Here is a 15,810-nt window from a genome sequence, read left to right as displayed (position 1 = left end):
TCTTAACGTCTCCGTTTAATTTGAAAAAAGCCGCCGGTTGGCGACCTTTTGAATCGGAACCCATAGTTCCAGCCTATGAACTTATCCATAATTGGTATTTCCCTTGTTTCCTTCCAGTTTGTAAACTATGGAGAAAACCTCAAGGAGTGATGAGCATATGGAACTCTCAGTAAAGCAGCTGTTCGATAAGGTAGCCCAAGATTATGATGTGCAACGAAAACAGCTTATCCCTTGTTTTGATGATTTCTATGGAATGGCTCTGAAGCTAATGGAATGTTCGCTCGATTCGCCACGTATTCTTGATCTCGGTGCAGGAACGGGGCTTCTCTCCGGATTGGTCCTGCAAAAGTACCCCAACGCACGATTAACCCTGATCGACATTAGTGATCAGATGCTCGAAGGGGCACATCGAAGGTTTGCTGATGCTACACAATTAGAGTACCTGGTTGGAGATTACTCAAGTTACAACTTCACCAGTTCCTACGATATGATTATTTCCTCCCTGTCTATTCACCATCTGACCCACGCTGACAAGAAAAAGGTGTTTGAAACTGTACATAAGCTGTTAGAACCAGGTGGTCGCTTCATCAACGCAGATCAGGTTCAAGGAAGAACTCCCGATACGGACACCTATTACCGCCAGCGCTGGTTAGAAGCAATTCATCAAAGTGGCTTGTCTGAGGAAGCCATCTCGGCTTCGATTGAAAGACGCAAGGTGGATATCAATGCCACGCTGGAGGATCAGTTTATGTGGTTGGAAGAAGCGGGGTTTCCTGTGGTTGATTGCATGTACAAATCCTTGGACTTTGCGGTATTTTACGCGCAAAAATAAAAAAGACCGGATTAGAGGCGCAAGCTATGCCATGATCCGGTCTTCTCCCTATAATTTTCATTCTGAAACAATTATTTCAGCGATGCTGGAACCTTAACGCCAAGAAGTTTGCCTTCAGCCTGGATAATAATCATTCCGTTTGTCTTCAACGTCGTGTTGTGCAGGTCACCACCAGTGGATACTCGAAAAGCAGGCTGCCCCGTCATCATGTTAAGTGCAAGTAAGGTGCCGTTACGTTGCGCTCGATACATTCCTTTACCGTAAACATCGATCTGAGAAACGGGGGCATCACCATGCCACTGTACCTCCTGACCATTAGCCAGCTTAATGCCTGTGAGTTCTCCCGTGTTGGCGTTTCTGAAGATCAACCGTTCCTGTGTAATGCCAACCCACACCATATTTTCTCCATAAGGGCTACGAAAAGTTCGAAGTGGCGTGGGTTCAGACTTGGTTGAAGTCAATGAATACTCGGCAATTTTATCCCCTTGCAAAATGTATAGTTTATCTTTACTCGTAAAAATTCCGCCATACCCATTTTCATACGGTGGATCACCAGGGATTTTCCAGGTGTATTCCTGACTTCCTTTTAACACACCCGTCTTCAGGTTGTACGCATTAACTTTCCATTTGCGTTCAGGCGAAGATTCGTCATCATCTCCCAACATTGGAGAATAGTAATCCGCTGAATATACAAGACCGTCTTTGATCTGAAGAGCCTCCCCCTGACCAAAATGACCCCATAGCTTCTTGCCTGTTTTCTTGTCGTACGCATTAAGCTGAGTGGATGTAAGTGCTCCTTGAACAAAAAAAGTTCTCAGCACCACACCATTAGCTTCTTCCAGATACTCAGTACCATGACCTTCCCCTAATGGTTCATCTGCCGACCAACGCAATTTGCCTGACTTGATATCCAGTGCAAACGTTGTACTTCCTTTAATCACGTAGAGCGTATCCATTGTTGGCACCAACACTTCTGTACGTTGAACCGTATCAATCCAGGTGGATGTGACAGATTGCCATTTTGCTTTGCCTGTTTTTGCATTCAATGCATAAGGCTTATGATCACTGGTCAGTCCGTATAGGACGCCGCTTTGATAGGTGATATAAGGTGTCAGATCTTTGCCGTAAGTCCACAGCCTTTTACCTGTTGTCGCATCAAGTGCCACCAACTTCGATCCAGCAAACGTGAATACTTTGCCCTCTTCTGCAATGGCACTTGCTCCGATGTACGTCTCATTCATATTCAAATAGTTATCTACATTTGCTGTCCAAGTAGGTTTCAGTTCAGGTACAGTGATTCGCTGATACGAATACCAGTTACGGATGGATACATCCGATGCTTCAGCATGTGCCTGAGATGGCAGTACGCCCAGGACTCCATGAACCATCAGCATTCCAGCAGTAAGGCCAGCAATGATGGGTCTGCCTGCTCTTCTTTTGTAATGCTTCAGTGTGTGACGTTTATGTCGATTGATCATAGAAAGTGATTCCTCCTGTGAAAAATTAGCCTAATATATAACTACATAAAATATAACGAGCATTGAGTCCGAAAAGTTACTCGATTGTTAAATTATTCTAAAAATCAAAAAGCCGCCAGTTGGCGACTTCCTGAATACGACATTAGTTATGTGACAACGTTGGGAACGTGATTTTGTAATGAGGTCCCTGCTTTACTTTAATTCAATCTGGAATACATCACCGGCGTTGCCACCAAAAACGATAAAACCACTTTTCGGGAGCTTCGTTGATTCCTGATTGGTTGCTACAGAGAAATCAACCACTACTCCTTGATCATCATACACTGCGTAACCTCCGCTGTTCGGAGAATTCACCGTGATGGATTTGTTCGCCGATCGGGAATCGATGGCATACCACCTTGCTTGACCATTAGCCGGGATAGTCGTAATTCCTTTTTTTCCACCAAAGATTGGCGTAATTGCATCCTCTGCAATGTATTCCTGCCCATCCTGGATCAAAATCTCGGCACCATTTTTCGTGTAAAATTGTAGATCGAAAGCATCTCTTCCGTTCATCACAGGAATCTGGGCGATGTTCTTCGCATTATTCGCATCCAAGATTTCCGTGCCATTGGCGTAACCATTTTGGGCATCAACAGACAGATTTTTGATCAGCATCGATGGAAGCAGATAAAAGATCGATGTTATTTTTTCATCCAGTGCGTAATATTTCGAGCCGTCACGAGCTGTCCATTTCTCTTTTGTTGTTGCGTCCAGCGCATGTTGATCCAGTTTTTGATAATCATACGTGTTCATTACGGTTTGGCCTATCCCAGGTAACGTTATCACGGCCTGAACTTTAACATACACCTTGTCATTACGTTCCTTCACAAAACTGGCTTTCACGCTGCCATCTGTACTTGTAAAATGTTCATCACCTGTGTACACATAGTTCTGCTCTGGAATAATTCCACCCAGCAATGCAGGCAATTTGAACTCGTCATCCTCGATCTTTATATCCAACGTCTCTCCTACCGTACCGTAGAGACCGGAGTATGTGCTTAATTCTGTGGGCGTCTTCACTTTATCGGGTGACGAGAAGGTCTGATCGGGCTTCACCTTGTCAATAATACCTTGATCCGCCAGAACTTCCAGTAGCACTTTGCTGGCAAACATCTGATTGTAAACGGAAGATCCACCGGAAGATAAGACCGCCATTGAAATATCATGTTCAGGTATCGTGATTAACACGGCATGATACATCATGGTATCTCCGCCTTTGGCAAGTGCGGTAACCCCATAATCGCTGAACGGTGCAAGATCCACCGCATCCCACCCCAAGCCATAATTGATCGTATTTTGCTCATCTGATACCCAGATGCCCTTACGATATTCATGAGCTTGCATGGCCTTCACAGCAGATTCGGACAGAATATCCGGTCTATTCCCCATCAAAACCTCTCCGAATTGACTCAACTCCTCTGCGGTGGAGTACACTCCGCCTGTACCGATAATGTTTGCATTTTCGGTCGGCATCTTCATTGCAAGTGTTGGCCAATAGGTTTCGGATAACTGATTTCTATCAAAGTCATCCATTGGCGTCTTCGTTGATTCCAACTTCAATGGCTCACTGATGTACTGGTCGATATATTCGCTGTAGGATAACCCACTCACCCGTTCCACCATAAGCTCCAGCAACTGGAAGCCATCATTGCAGTAGACGGAATAGGCTCCCGGCTTGGATTTCAGTTTTTCGGACTGGAGTTTGAGTAATAGCTCGTCATGATTGCGGGTGTCATTATCGTCAAACAACATGCTGTTTCCATAATGTGTACCGTAAAGACCGGATGAATGATTCATCAACATGCGCGGTGTGATTTGAGTATATCGCGGATCTGCCATCTTAAAGTCTTTGATATACGAAGTAAGCGGCTCATCCAGATCTATTTTGCCGGAATCGGCCAACTTCATGGCGGCTGCCGTAACAACCATTTTGCTAACCGAGCCTATGCCGTACATGCTTTCCTTGTCTATTGGCTTTTGTGATGCCTTGTCGTGCAATCCAACACTATCTGATAAAATGAGTTTCCCTTCGTCCCTGATCGCATACTGCACACTGGTGACACCGTAGTTTTGCACCATCTCCGTGGCGATCTGCTCCGCCCGTGTCTCAATCGTTGTACTGGTATTCTCCTTTGCGCTGACATCTGTCATCGGTGTAATTACAATCACGGCTGTACATAAAAGACTAATTAACTTTTTCATCCCAATGTCCTCCCTCAAATGTTCTTATGAATGAATTCATCATATCCGGGAAATGACAGATCGAACGCAATTGGACCCTGAATGGAAAAAAACAATCCCCGAACGGTATGTTCAGGGATTGTCGGTGTGAAACGGAAGCACGACCATGTTGTTAAACTTCCGATACGGATGTTCAATACTCATATGTCCGCCATATTTCTCGCATATTCTCGATATATTGGTTAGACCGATGCCATGGTACTCGGGATTTGGCTTTTCACTTTTCAACTCAACGATCGGTTTCTCTACATGATTCATAATCTGAATGACGAGTGCAGAAGATGTGGAGTGAATGGCAATGAGAACATATCGATCCTCCGCCTGTCTAACCTTCTTGGAGGCTTCAATTGCGTTATCGAGCATGTTACCAAGCACCACACACAGATCATAACGATCGATTTGGATATGTTGCGAGTGGAGTTGGATTTTGGTGTCGATTTTGATTCCGTTTGCCTGCCCCATAGCCAGGGTATTTGTAACAAGAGCATCAATGACCAGATTGCCGGAATTCACCCGCTGATACGCACCTTCAATGGTATTCAATGTAGACTGGATATGTTCACCTGCCGCCGCCAGTTCGTTACGTTTGATACATTCATCTATATACAGAAATTGCTGATTGATATCATGGATGATGCTTTTAATATTTTTAAAACTATGAACGGTCTTCTCATAATTGGCATCCTGGTAATCCATCTGACGCTGTAACTGGGTATTTTCATGTGTGAGCTGTACCTTTTCCACCATATTATCGAATACATAAACAATGAACACGTTGAGAAAAAGAGAGCCCAGTACTGAAAAGACGTAAAACAAATTTTTTTCACTATAGATGGAAGCCACATTGATCTGATAGATCGTAATGATGGGCACAATAAGAAACAGCAAATAATAACGATAATGCACAGCAAAACCTCTGCGTTTGGCGACTAGACGCACAATTTGAATAACAATGAACATGATACTGCAACCCAGCAGCATTACCTTGGAGAGAATCCAGTGATTTTCACCATTGAACTGTTCCCATGATATGAAATCTCCAGTGGACTCCAAAACGCCTAGAATATATACAGCTATCGTATTCGCCATTGTAATCAGAACCCCATACAGGATGGTAAACACAAGCTTGATTTTAAACTCCACTTCATAGGATTGTGCCAGACTGAAAATTAATAGCAGAGCTACCCCCGTCGAAACGAGGTCCGAGAAGGAAGTTGCCAAATAAAAGTAATCCAACAGCACAAATACCAAGAAATAGACTGCTCTACGCGGCTTCCGCTTGGACTTCCCCAACACAGAGTCAAAATAAAAATTTGCCTGGAAAGCCATAAGTAAGGTCACGAAGATGATAGAAAACATCATATACATGTCCATTTACTGAACCCTCATAATCATGTATTTGGTATAGGCATCCTTGACTTCCTTAATCTTGGATCTGCCTATGGGCAGCTCCGTCCCATTTAACATAACGACTTGAGTACCGGAAAACTTCTGCACGTGCATCAAATTAATGATAATCGAGCGATGAATCTGTAAAAAACCATGGTCTTTCAAACCGGAAGCATAGCTGGATAAAACACCTTTGGTCTCATGCACATTTTCTCGTGTCACCACATTCAACTTGTTCTTGATCGTTAAGCTTTTGACGACCTCCATCCAGAGGATGTCATCATATTTCAGCAGCAATTCATCATAGTCTGACTTGATCAGCACATACTTTTTCTCCAATGCCTGAAAATATTGACACAGCTTAATCATCTTCTCCTCGAAAACTTGCGGCTGTATTGGCTTGATCAGATATTGAAAAGTGATGACATCGAAGCTCTCCACCATGTATTCCGGGTAACTGGTCAAGAACATAATCTGTACATCCAGAAACTTCATATTCCTGATCTCTTTAGCGGTCTGGATTCCGTTCATTCCGCCCATCTCCACATCCAAGATGAGAATATGAAATGTATCCCCAACCTCTCTGTAGTGTGAGAGCAGTTGTTCTCCAGATGTGAATAGGCTAATTTGAAAATCAAAATTGGTTTTTAGAGATAAGGAGACCAGCATTGATTTCACACGATCTCGCTGCTGCTGCTCGTCATCACAGATTGCAATATTAAACATGGAGGGACATCCGCCTTTCATCAACATCGACTCTGAATTTCACTCTCGAATATACTATTTTAGCATAGGTTTCAGTGTCGAATTAGGATGAGATGCATTATTCCGACCCTAAAACGCAGATCAACAAAAAAAGTCGCCACATTGGCGACTCTTGAACTTGAAACCTTCTCCAGCCATTTCTATGAAAAGTCCGGTCGGTTATTCTGTTTTTTTGGGCACAGCATGGCGGTAAAATCGTATTACCTTGCGATACATTGTCTTGTCTTTTAATTGATTGAATATATATGGGTCGGGTTTGACATTTACCTCAATAATCCAGGGTTTCAGACTATGATCAAGGCCGATATCTACACCAATTTGCATTAGATACGGGTACTTTTTTTTCATATGACGAGCTATGCGCAGGCTAAGCTCATTCATCTCCTTAACCAGTTCATTCCTGCGTTTAGTGGATGCATGTGATTGTAGCAGCTTGTGAATATCCATCGGTGTACCACCACTATGATAATTGGTTACGATTTTCTTTGGATGACCCAGTCGGCCGATGATTCCGGTAGCTTCCCATTGCTTGGTCGGGCTTAGCTGTATCATGACTCGGATGTCAAAACGTCTGTTATTGTGCTTAAGAAGATGGATTCCTCTCTGAATCAGATAGCTTCTTTTATTCACCAAACGTGTCAGACTGGTATAGAACGATTCAAAGCTGTTAAAAGTCAGACGTTTTTGATCATGCTGATAGACAAAATGTTGATGATCTTCCATTTCAGCCTTAATGACACCCATCCCGAAAGTACCTCTCTCAGGTTTAACATAGACCATTCCATACTTGCTGATCATGGATTTCAGATTCGTTTTGTTATATTTCTGTGTGTCTGGGATAAACGGTTTAATAGATTCATTATTAATAATCAATTTTGTTTTTAACCACTTGCTTCTTAATGGCTGCAATTTATCAACTCCCATGTCGTACATTCTTCCTTCAGCAGCCGCATCAAAGCCTGCTGTTTGATCAAGATCCTGCATGCATTATATGTCATACCGATATAGGAACCCTCTACAAGAGCCCCTATTCGTAAAAAATGTATATTAGCACATGCCCTGACCAAACCACTTTTGCACACATACCATGGAAGAAGTCATAACGATATGTGCAAGGAGTTGAGAAGATGTCCGTTCAGCGTGGAATGCAGTTAAATGCTGCGCCCAAGATTGATGTTCTTATACCAGCGATCGAGAAAGATCTGGCTACTCTTCCCCACGTCATTGATAACATTCGCCGTTACGTGAAGCATCCCATCGGAAGCATATATATTGTTTCTCCGGTCAGCTCCAAAATCAGAAAACTTTGTTCCCTTAAAAACTGCATTTTTGTTAATGAGCGATCCGTCCTGCCTCTAACCAAAGACGAGATACACTACCAGTCCTCCCGATGGAATCGGTCAGGCTGGTTATATCAGCAGCTGCTCAAAATGAACGGAGATTCCATTGTGAAGGCAAAGCACTTTTTAGTCATGGATGCGGATACCGTACTGATTAAGCCTCATACATTTCTTGTAGAAGGCAAAACCGTCTTTTACTGCCGTGACTGGAGCCAGCCGGAATATTTCAATACCTACCGCAAGTTGTTAGGCATGAAAGCTCCGCGTCCCCGCTCTTTTGTCACCCATTATATGCTGTTCGACAAATCGAAACTCGCTGCCTTAAAACAGAAAATTGAAGATGTTCATAAGCTGCCATGGTACAAAGCGATCATCTCCAATATCAATAAGAAAAAGCAGTTTGGTTTCTCCGAGTATGAAACGTATGCCAATTTTATGTATACGAAAAACCCTGGCAGCATGGCCCTTAGAAGTTCCATGAATAAAAGTCTGAATGTGAACGCTTCTTCGTTAAAAGAGCAACAAATCCGTAATCTGGCTCTTAAATACCGTTCTCTTTCCTTTCATAAACGGAAAATCTATAGTAAAGCTCCCTGAGCGTAAGGAGGAAGCCCATGCATATCGTATTGCTGTGCGGCGGCTCTGGCAAAAGGCTCTGGCCTTTATCCAATGAGCTTCGCTCCAAGCTGTTCATAGATATACTTCCATCACACGCTGGAGGTAGGGAATCCATGATCAGCAGAGTATGCCGTCAGCTTGGCAGTTCATCCCTAACAGATTCAACACTCATTATTTCACATCAGGATCAGGCTAATATTACGGCACGACATACTCAAGGCAAAATACCAGTCATTGGGGAACCTTATAAAAGAGGCACTTTTACTGCGGCTGCCTTAGCGACGTTATATCTGCAATCCTTCCGAATGGCCAAAGATGACGATGTAATCTGTATCGCTCCAGCTGATGTGTTCGCAGGTGAAGATTTTTTCAGCAACTTCCAATTACTGCCGGATATATTGAAACATTCTCAAGCCGATATCGCTTTAATTGGGACAAGGCCTACACATGCTTCAGAACAGTATGGATACATCCTGCCGGGTGGGGAAGAACGTAATGCTTATGCGCCCATAACACAATTTATAGAAAAACCCGAAACCACCATTGCTGAAACTCTGCTACAACGTGGGGCACTATGGAACTGCGGTGTGTACGCATTCACCGTCGCGTTTATGATATCCCATATTAAAAAAATGGGGCTTCCGGTTCATTATGATCAATTGTCGTCCCTGTATGAAGCGTTGCCTGAACGCAGTTTTGACAAGCATGTTGCAGAAAAGGCACAGCGGGCCGTAGTCCTGCCTTATAAGGGAGTGTGGCAGGATATCGGAAGCTGGGATACGCTGTGCGCCCAGTTAGATACCCATGTAATCGGACACGGTGGAATCTCGGGTTCTTCCTCCGATTCCTATATTATTAACGAGCTTCCCTACCCCATCCAAGTCATTGGTGTGCCAGGTATTATCGCTGCCGCAAGTCCGGATGGCATTCTCATTGCCAACAAAAATAATTCAAATGAAATTAAAGCGCAATTGGGTAGCTTGCCACTAAAACCGATGTATGGCGAAGCAACCTGGGGCAGTTATCGTGTCATTGAAAGTTCGTTAGAAGATGAGAGTGCAACAGTAACCACATTAAACATAACGGTTCTACCGGGCAAACATATCGGGTTGAACTGGCATAGAACTGGGTGGAGAGCATGGACCGTGCTTGCAGGCAGTGGGCAAGTGCTTGTCAACAGAAAGGTCATGCAAGTGAGCATGGGCAATCAGTTCGCGATTACCAAGGAGAGTCTCTTTTCTATTCTGGCTGAAACCAGGATGGTGATCCTTGAGGTCCGGATCGGAGTAACAGAGGAGAAAGACAACATACTTTTTGAAGAAGAAGATTGGAATGTAATCCTAAAAAGTGCAGGTTCATCTAACGTTTAATGGGAGAATGAACCGATTCAATCTGCGTGTCTTATAGCCCCTTCCATTCGCGGAAGGGGCTCATTGGCATAATTAAGGGAAACCTGACACTTCTTCTCCCTATATCTTAGTTAAACAACTTGCGAAGTTCCTCGACTTCCAGGCGGGCAGCTGGCTGGTAGGCCGGACTTAGTACATAGCGCTGGAAGCTGTATAACAACTGTCTGCCCTCCAATGTAGTCATCAGACGCTCCAGATTCAGCGCTCCCATCAGCACTCTACCCTTCCCGACCCGAAACTCCATCAACAGGCCGAGCTTGTGGTTTCGTTCAAAATTATCAATGGTCTGCACGATTGGCCGCAGCTCCTTATTCAACTCATCCAGAATGATGGATGACGATTCAGAAACGATGCTCCACCACGGATAGGTTGAGTGCTCCTCTGTGACAAAATGTTCGAAGACCGGATGATCCTGTTGAATTAACAAGCCCATTGTGCCCACAGGAACTTCTCTTTTCATATTCTCCGATATCGATCGGAACATAGGGTAAGACCAAAAGTCGGTGCTGTAGAAACCTTGGATCGCGTGTTGAATCTGATCAGGATTCGGGAATAGTAGAATATCCTCCCCCTTTTCAAGCAGACCCAGCGCTTGTTCCGAAAGTTCGGTAAAGAGGTTAAGACCGCTCAGACCCACTTCGACTTGCCCGGGGTAGATCCACAAGTCATAAGACTTACGGATATCCGTGCCCGGAATGGACATTCTAAGCTCCACTTTGGTCATATTGGAGACTTCAGGAATACGAATGCTAAGATCCGTGATACTCACATAATGTTCTCCATTGAACGCTGGTAGGTCAGCTCTCCCTTCTACAAGGATGCCGTCTTGTTGCTGCTCGCTTAGTAGCTCCCACTTCAGTTGAAGTCCATCCAACACTTGTCTCCGGAAGTAACTTAGTTCAATACGCGCTTCGAATAATTCACCAGCTCGATAATTATATTTGGGAAATCTCGCGAGCAGCACCGCATCGGAACAGAACGTTCTCCACTCTTCAGGTGTAATCATGCCTTTGGAATCCATGAATGCGTCCAGTACACCTACCAGCGCTGTTCCCTGACCACTGAAATCCTGGAGATCCAGCAGTTGGAAACCTGCTAGTTGCTGCGAACGAAAAGCCGCTTCCAATTCTTCTTTGTAACAGGCGACTGCAAGCTTGCCAGAGGCCCTGAAGTAGGCTTCTGCCAGATGTCCCAATCCTTTGGCTTCCAGACGCTCTCTGAACACTTCGAAGTTTTTGGCTTTAAGAGAGCCTGTATACTTGCTGATCTCCTCAAAATTCGGAAACGTGGCATACTGTCCAATTTCATGCGAGATGATCGGTACATGTGAGATGAGTTGATCACTTCCGGCTTCAGCCTGCACCGTTTTGGAACCTGTGCCATATTGAATCTGAATCTCTTTGTCCCCCGTTTGAGCAGCAGGGCCAGCATCACTACCTTGCTCAGGTACAATGTTCGAATCGTAATCCTTCAATGTGTTGGGCAAGTCGGTCTGTACATGTCCTAGCGGCGCATCACACATGGCATACGAACCTCTGAACAGACGCTCTTTCGAGAATCGAACCCCACAAAAGAATTCACTTTCCTCCAGAATGTCCGGTACAAACTGAAAGTTGTTGGAGCCTTCGGTGTATAGGTGACGATGATCATATGCTTTGTATGCTTTCAGAATTGAATTCAATCTGTCCTTGCTGCCCCAAAGTTCATTTCCCAAGGACATCATGACAAACGAAGGATGATTACCAAAAGCTTGCAGCATCGCAAACCCCTCGCTGATCAAGTAATCCTGCTCTGCTTGATTGTGTGCATCCGAGGATTCGTCCGTAATGGTTCCCCAGAACGGAAGCTCAGGTTCCATATAGATGCCGAGCAGATCAGCCGCAATGAAAGCAGCCTCTGGAGGACAACAGGTATGGAAACGGTAGTGATTAATGCCGTAAGACTTGGAGATCGCGAGAATGCGAACCCATTCATCCACATCGGTTGGCGCATATCCCGTGAGCGGAAAGATCAGTCCGTCATGTTTGCCCCGAAGAAATGTTTTGCGACCATTAATCGTGAATTTGTCCCCAGCTGCCCGGAATTCCCGTAATCCTGTCCATACTTCGGTGGAGTCCAGTATTTCCCCGTTCTCGTCTTGCAGTTGAATGTGAAGCTGATACAGATTAGGCTCATCATCACTCCATAACATGGCATCTTCGCCAATCTTATATGTCAGCCCAATCTCCTGCGAATCCGGAATGAAAATCTGTTCCTTCGTCGTATGAACCGGATCTGCACTGACAGCAACAGCGGATATGACGATATGTACTCCTCTCAGCTCACCGACAAGTGCTCCTTTAATCTCAAAAGACCGATTCGCAAGATCAGGGTAGACCTGCACATTATCCAGAAATACACGCTCAAAAAATTGAAATTCCATCTTCCCGGTAATCCCGTTCCAATTGGTCTGCGTGTCTTCAGATGTAAGATGCCCGCCTTTGGTTGGATAATTGGTATTGTCCACTCGAATCGTGATCGTATGTGTCCCAGCCGTTAACCCTGCCTCCAACTCGTAACGATGAGGTGTATTTAGACTGTTTTGCGTGCCCCATTCTACCCCATCAATCCAAACTGTGGTTACTCGTGTTCGTTCCAGGTGCAAGAAACAACGTTTATTCGCCAAATGTTCGGGAATATCAATCTCACGTGAAAACCAGGCATATCCTTCAAACAAATACTCATCCGTCAGCGCACCGATTAACACCTGTTCATTTTTCTTGCCTTTGCCCGCATGAGAAGTTGTATTAGGTAAAGTAATAACGTCTGAGAAATTCAGACCATTCTCCACTTTATGCTCATCGAGCTGAAGTTTCCAGACACCTTCCAGATTTAATGCAGCTATCATAATTTTGTCTCCTCTGAATTCATCTGTTTAATAGAAGTAATCGCTTCCAAGTCATAGAAACCGTTTTCGGTAAATCATACCTGTATTATAAACTTGATACCCCTCCTCGCATAGGTCTTATGTATAAAATACCGTACCTCTTTTCAAAACAAACGTCTTCAAAGCTAAATAGTATCTTTTATCATATTGATGTGTGGTTATAAATTTCCTAGAACATCGTCAACACTATTCCATTCATAGGTCAGCTCGTTTAACATTTTTCCATCGATCCCAATTTGACTTGTTTTGACTAATTCAGCACCAAAATGTTCATAAAAATAGCGAGTTTTATTTCCCTCAAGAACGTCAACAAATATCCTGTTATAGCCCAATTCCTTGAAATGTTTAAACAGTGCTTTGAATATCTTCCTTCCTATGCCCTTTCCTTGATATTCCTCAAATAGATAAATCGAGGTTAAGTCACCCGAATTCGTCACTTTATTGGTTTCTCTTTTAAAAGCATCTGCGAAACCTATGATTTGACCTTCTGTATTTTCTGCAACAACAACATAATTATCTTCTTTTGCAATATTTTTCGTCCATAGTTCTGTTCGTTGTTCATAAGATAAATTCTTTAGAAATTCATCTGAGATAATGCCTTTATAAGTCGTTCTCCAACTATCAACATGAACTTTCGCGATACCTGACGCATCATTTAATATTGCTTTTCTTATAATCATTTACGCTCCAACCTTTCCTCGTAGATTGATGACTCCATTATAGAACATTTGTGTAAGCAAATATCAACAACGATCTTTAACATGGGCATTAAAAAAGTCGCCAAAACTGGCGACTTCTTATCGTTACTTATGCTGTATCCTGAACAATTTTAGAATATGGTGGGTACCATGCCCCCGTCCATACGGATGGGAGAGCCTCGAAAAGCTGATGCATACGGGCTGCATACAAAAGCGGCGAGTCTGCCTATTTCACTTGGTTTGATGAAGCGCTGTAATTCAGACTGAGGCAGATTTTTTATCATAAAGTCTTTCTCTTTTTCCTCGAAAGTCAACGTCTCATCTGGGTATATGCCCTCAATGATTTCCCGTACGTTTTCGGACAGTGTTGGGCCTGGCAGGATCGTATTAATCGTAACGTCGGTGCCTGCTGTCAGTTTGGACAAACTTTTGGATAATGACAGTAGCATTGACTTGGTCATGCAATACTGGGGCATCTGGCCTGAGGGCATTAGGGCTTCTTCACTTGCGATGAAAATAATGCGCCCGTCATTGTTCTTCATCATTTTAGGTAAATAAAATTGAGACAAGCCATTGGCAGCCAACACATTAATACGGAAATATCTCTCCCACACTTCATCATTCAATTCTTCATATTTCATGATCTCATATATGCCCATGCTATTGATTAATATATCAACTTCGGGAAATTTCTCAAATAAAAATTGGCGTTGCGCTTGATCTACAAGATCAGCCGTGGCCTTCTGCGGAGAGGTGTCTGGAAAAGTGGTCTTGATTTCACGAACGGTATGTTCCACCTCTTCATCATTGCGTCCATTAATCAGCACATGAACACCTTCTTGGGCAAGTTCCATGGCAATCGCCTTACCAATTCCTTTTGTTGATCCTGTAACTAAGGCTGTTTTCTCTTTTAGTCCCATATCCATCCTGCATTTCTCCTTCATGATTACAACTATCCGGCAGCTATTTTTGAACATTATCAACAGCTTCATGCACTGGATAGTTATAATATTACGCAGTCTGAAGGGCTCAGTAACTAGCATCTTGCGCCAGAGTTAATGCCTGACACGCCAATTCGATGGCGTATCTCCTTCCCAGCTCCGAAACGCACGATAGAACGAATTCTGGTCTTCATATCCAACCAGGAATGCGACCTCTTTGATATCGAGCGAAGGATCTGCCAGGTACTCCCTGGCCTGCTCACGTCTGGCTTCGGTTAATAATTGCTTGAAGTTTGTATTTTCTTCCGTCAGTCGCCGTTGCAAGGTACGATCACTCATACGAAGTTCTTTGGCGACCGCCTGGATGTCAGGGCGCTTTCCTGTGAGGTTGCGTTTCAAGATCCATTTGACCACTTCAGTAATGGAATGACTGTTCTTCTGTTCGTTCAGCGACCGATCCAGAGCCGGGGTCAGAATCTCCAGTAACTCCTCGTTATACGAGAGAAATGCAAGACTCAGATCTCTTCGCTCCAGCGTCAGCCGATTATAGTTGGAGTTCGTCTCAACTCGGCAGCCAAAGTAAGCTTCAAGCGTATATACGTTGCCCATCGGTTGGGAGAACTCGACCCTTTTGGCCATCAAAGGCTGGCCTGTACCCCTACGTCCAAGTTCAAGCAGAAATGCCAGCGTAATACCGACCAATAATGGCGGACCTGTTAGCTCCTTATGTAACCATTCGAGTTCAATGATACATTCCTCCCCTGCTTCGGTAATCTGCAAACTCTCGGGAGGACACATTTGCTTGTAACGGACCATTCGATTCAACGCATCACGATAATCACGAGCATGGTACATCGCCAGCACAGGCGGAGGATACTTGGATATCTCATATCCGGTTGCAAGTTTGATGATGCCCTCGGCGGTGTCCCCTATGAGATCAGAGTAAGCCTGCCAGATTGCAAAGTACTGAGATTGGGTCACTACAGGTTTATTTATTGTTTCGAGAGATAGTTGTGCTGTCCGAGCGATGTCTTCTGCACCAATTCCCAATTGATATAATCCGGCCCAAAAGCCTGGGTGAACTTTAATTCGATCATTCGGTTGAGATTGCATGAATCCAGACTCCTTTAG

Annotated in this window: 12 protein-coding genes; 3 read left to right on the top strand and 9 right to left on the bottom strand. The window is 44.0% G+C overall.

The annotated features are described in order from the left end of the window. Positions 1–157: 157 nt before the first annotated feature. Complete coding sequence (locus tag NLBNIHML_RS01325) at positions 158–832, top strand: class I SAM-dependent methyltransferase (RefSeq protein WP_494353568.1); 675 nt, start codon at positions 158–160, stop codon at positions 830–832. A 71-nt stretch (positions 833–903) separates the two neighbouring features. Here the strand turns inward: NLBNIHML_RS01325 and NLBNIHML_RS01320 are convergent, their stop codons facing one another. The 5 genes from NLBNIHML_RS01320 to NLBNIHML_RS01300 form a co-directional block, all read right to left on the bottom strand. After that, the gene (locus tag NLBNIHML_RS01320; RefSeq protein WP_494353567.1) at positions 904–2,310 is read right to left on the bottom strand and encodes an outer membrane protein assembly factor BamB family protein; all 1,407 of its coding nucleotides are present in this window, start codon (positions 2,308–2,310) and stop codon (positions 904–906) included. A 192-nt stretch (positions 2,311–2,502) separates the two neighbouring features. Then, the gene (locus tag NLBNIHML_RS01315) at positions 2,503–4,554 is read right to left on the bottom strand and encodes a serine hydrolase domain-containing protein (protein ID WP_494353566.1); all 2,052 of its coding nucleotides are present in this window, start codon (positions 4,552–4,554) and stop codon (positions 2,503–2,505) included. Positions 4,555–4,665: 111 nt separating this feature from the next. Next, on the bottom strand, positions 4,666–5,967 hold the full coding sequence (locus NLBNIHML_RS01310) for an ATP-binding protein (RefSeq protein WP_342573018.1): 1,302 nt from the start codon (positions 5,965–5,967) through the stop codon (positions 4,666–4,668). Then, a complete protein-coding gene (locus NLBNIHML_RS01305) occupies positions 5,968–6,708 on the bottom strand; it encodes a LytR/AlgR family response regulator transcription factor (RefSeq protein ID WP_339242535.1) in 741 nt (246 codons plus the stop codon). A 198-nt stretch (positions 6,709–6,906) separates the two neighbouring features. Further along, positions 6,907–7,671, bottom strand: coding sequence for a YheC/YheD family protein (locus tag NLBNIHML_RS01300; protein ID WP_342573015.1), 765 nt, complete (start codon positions 7,669–7,671; stop codon positions 6,907–6,909). 203 nt (positions 7,672–7,874) lie between these two features. On the opposite strand from NLBNIHML_RS01300, the gene NLBNIHML_RS01295 reads away from it, so the two are divergent. Then, the gene (locus NLBNIHML_RS01295; RefSeq protein WP_342573013.1) at positions 7,875–8,684 is read left to right on the top strand and encodes a DUF6492 family protein; all 810 of its coding nucleotides are present in this window, start codon (positions 7,875–7,877) and stop codon (positions 8,682–8,684) included. 17 nt (positions 8,685–8,701) lie between these two features. Next, positions 8,702–10,075: a sugar phosphate nucleotidyltransferase gene (locus tag NLBNIHML_RS01290; protein WP_342573011.1), complete on the top strand. Its 1,374-nt coding sequence runs from the start codon at positions 8,702–8,704 to the stop codon at positions 10,073–10,075. Between the two features lie 106 nt (positions 10,076–10,181). Here NLBNIHML_RS01290 and NLBNIHML_RS01285 read toward each other — a convergent pair whose 3' ends face one another. The 4 genes from NLBNIHML_RS01285 to NLBNIHML_RS01270 all read right to left on the bottom strand — a co-directional run bounded on the left by NLBNIHML_RS01285 (position 10,182) and on the right by NLBNIHML_RS01270 (position 15,792). Continuing rightward, on the bottom strand, positions 10,182–13,001 hold the full coding sequence (locus NLBNIHML_RS01285) for a DUF8487 domain-containing protein (protein WP_342573009.1): 2,820 nt from the start codon (positions 12,999–13,001) through the stop codon (positions 10,182–10,184). A gap of 197 nt (positions 13,002–13,198) precedes the next feature. After that, positions 13,199–13,720, bottom strand: a complete 522-nt coding sequence (locus NLBNIHML_RS01280; RefSeq protein WP_339261057.1) for a GNAT family N-acetyltransferase — start codon at positions 13,718–13,720, stop codon at positions 13,199–13,201. 149 nt (positions 13,721–13,869) lie between these two features. Beyond that, positions 13,870–14,664: an SDR family NAD(P)-dependent oxidoreductase gene (locus NLBNIHML_RS01275; protein WP_339242525.1), complete on the bottom strand. Its 795-nt coding sequence runs from the start codon at positions 14,662–14,664 to the stop codon at positions 13,870–13,872. Between the two features lie 129 nt (positions 14,665–14,793). Then, entirely contained in the window at positions 14,794–15,792 is a 999-nt protein-coding gene (locus NLBNIHML_RS01270) for a helix-turn-helix transcriptional regulator (protein WP_494353565.1), read from the bottom strand. Positions 15,793–15,810 lie beyond the last annotated feature (18 nt).

The organism is Paenibacillus sp. JNU01 (genome assembly GCF_059130585.1).
Note: the sequence above shows the minus strand (reverse complement) of the source record. Positions and strands in the feature narration are given on the sequence as shown.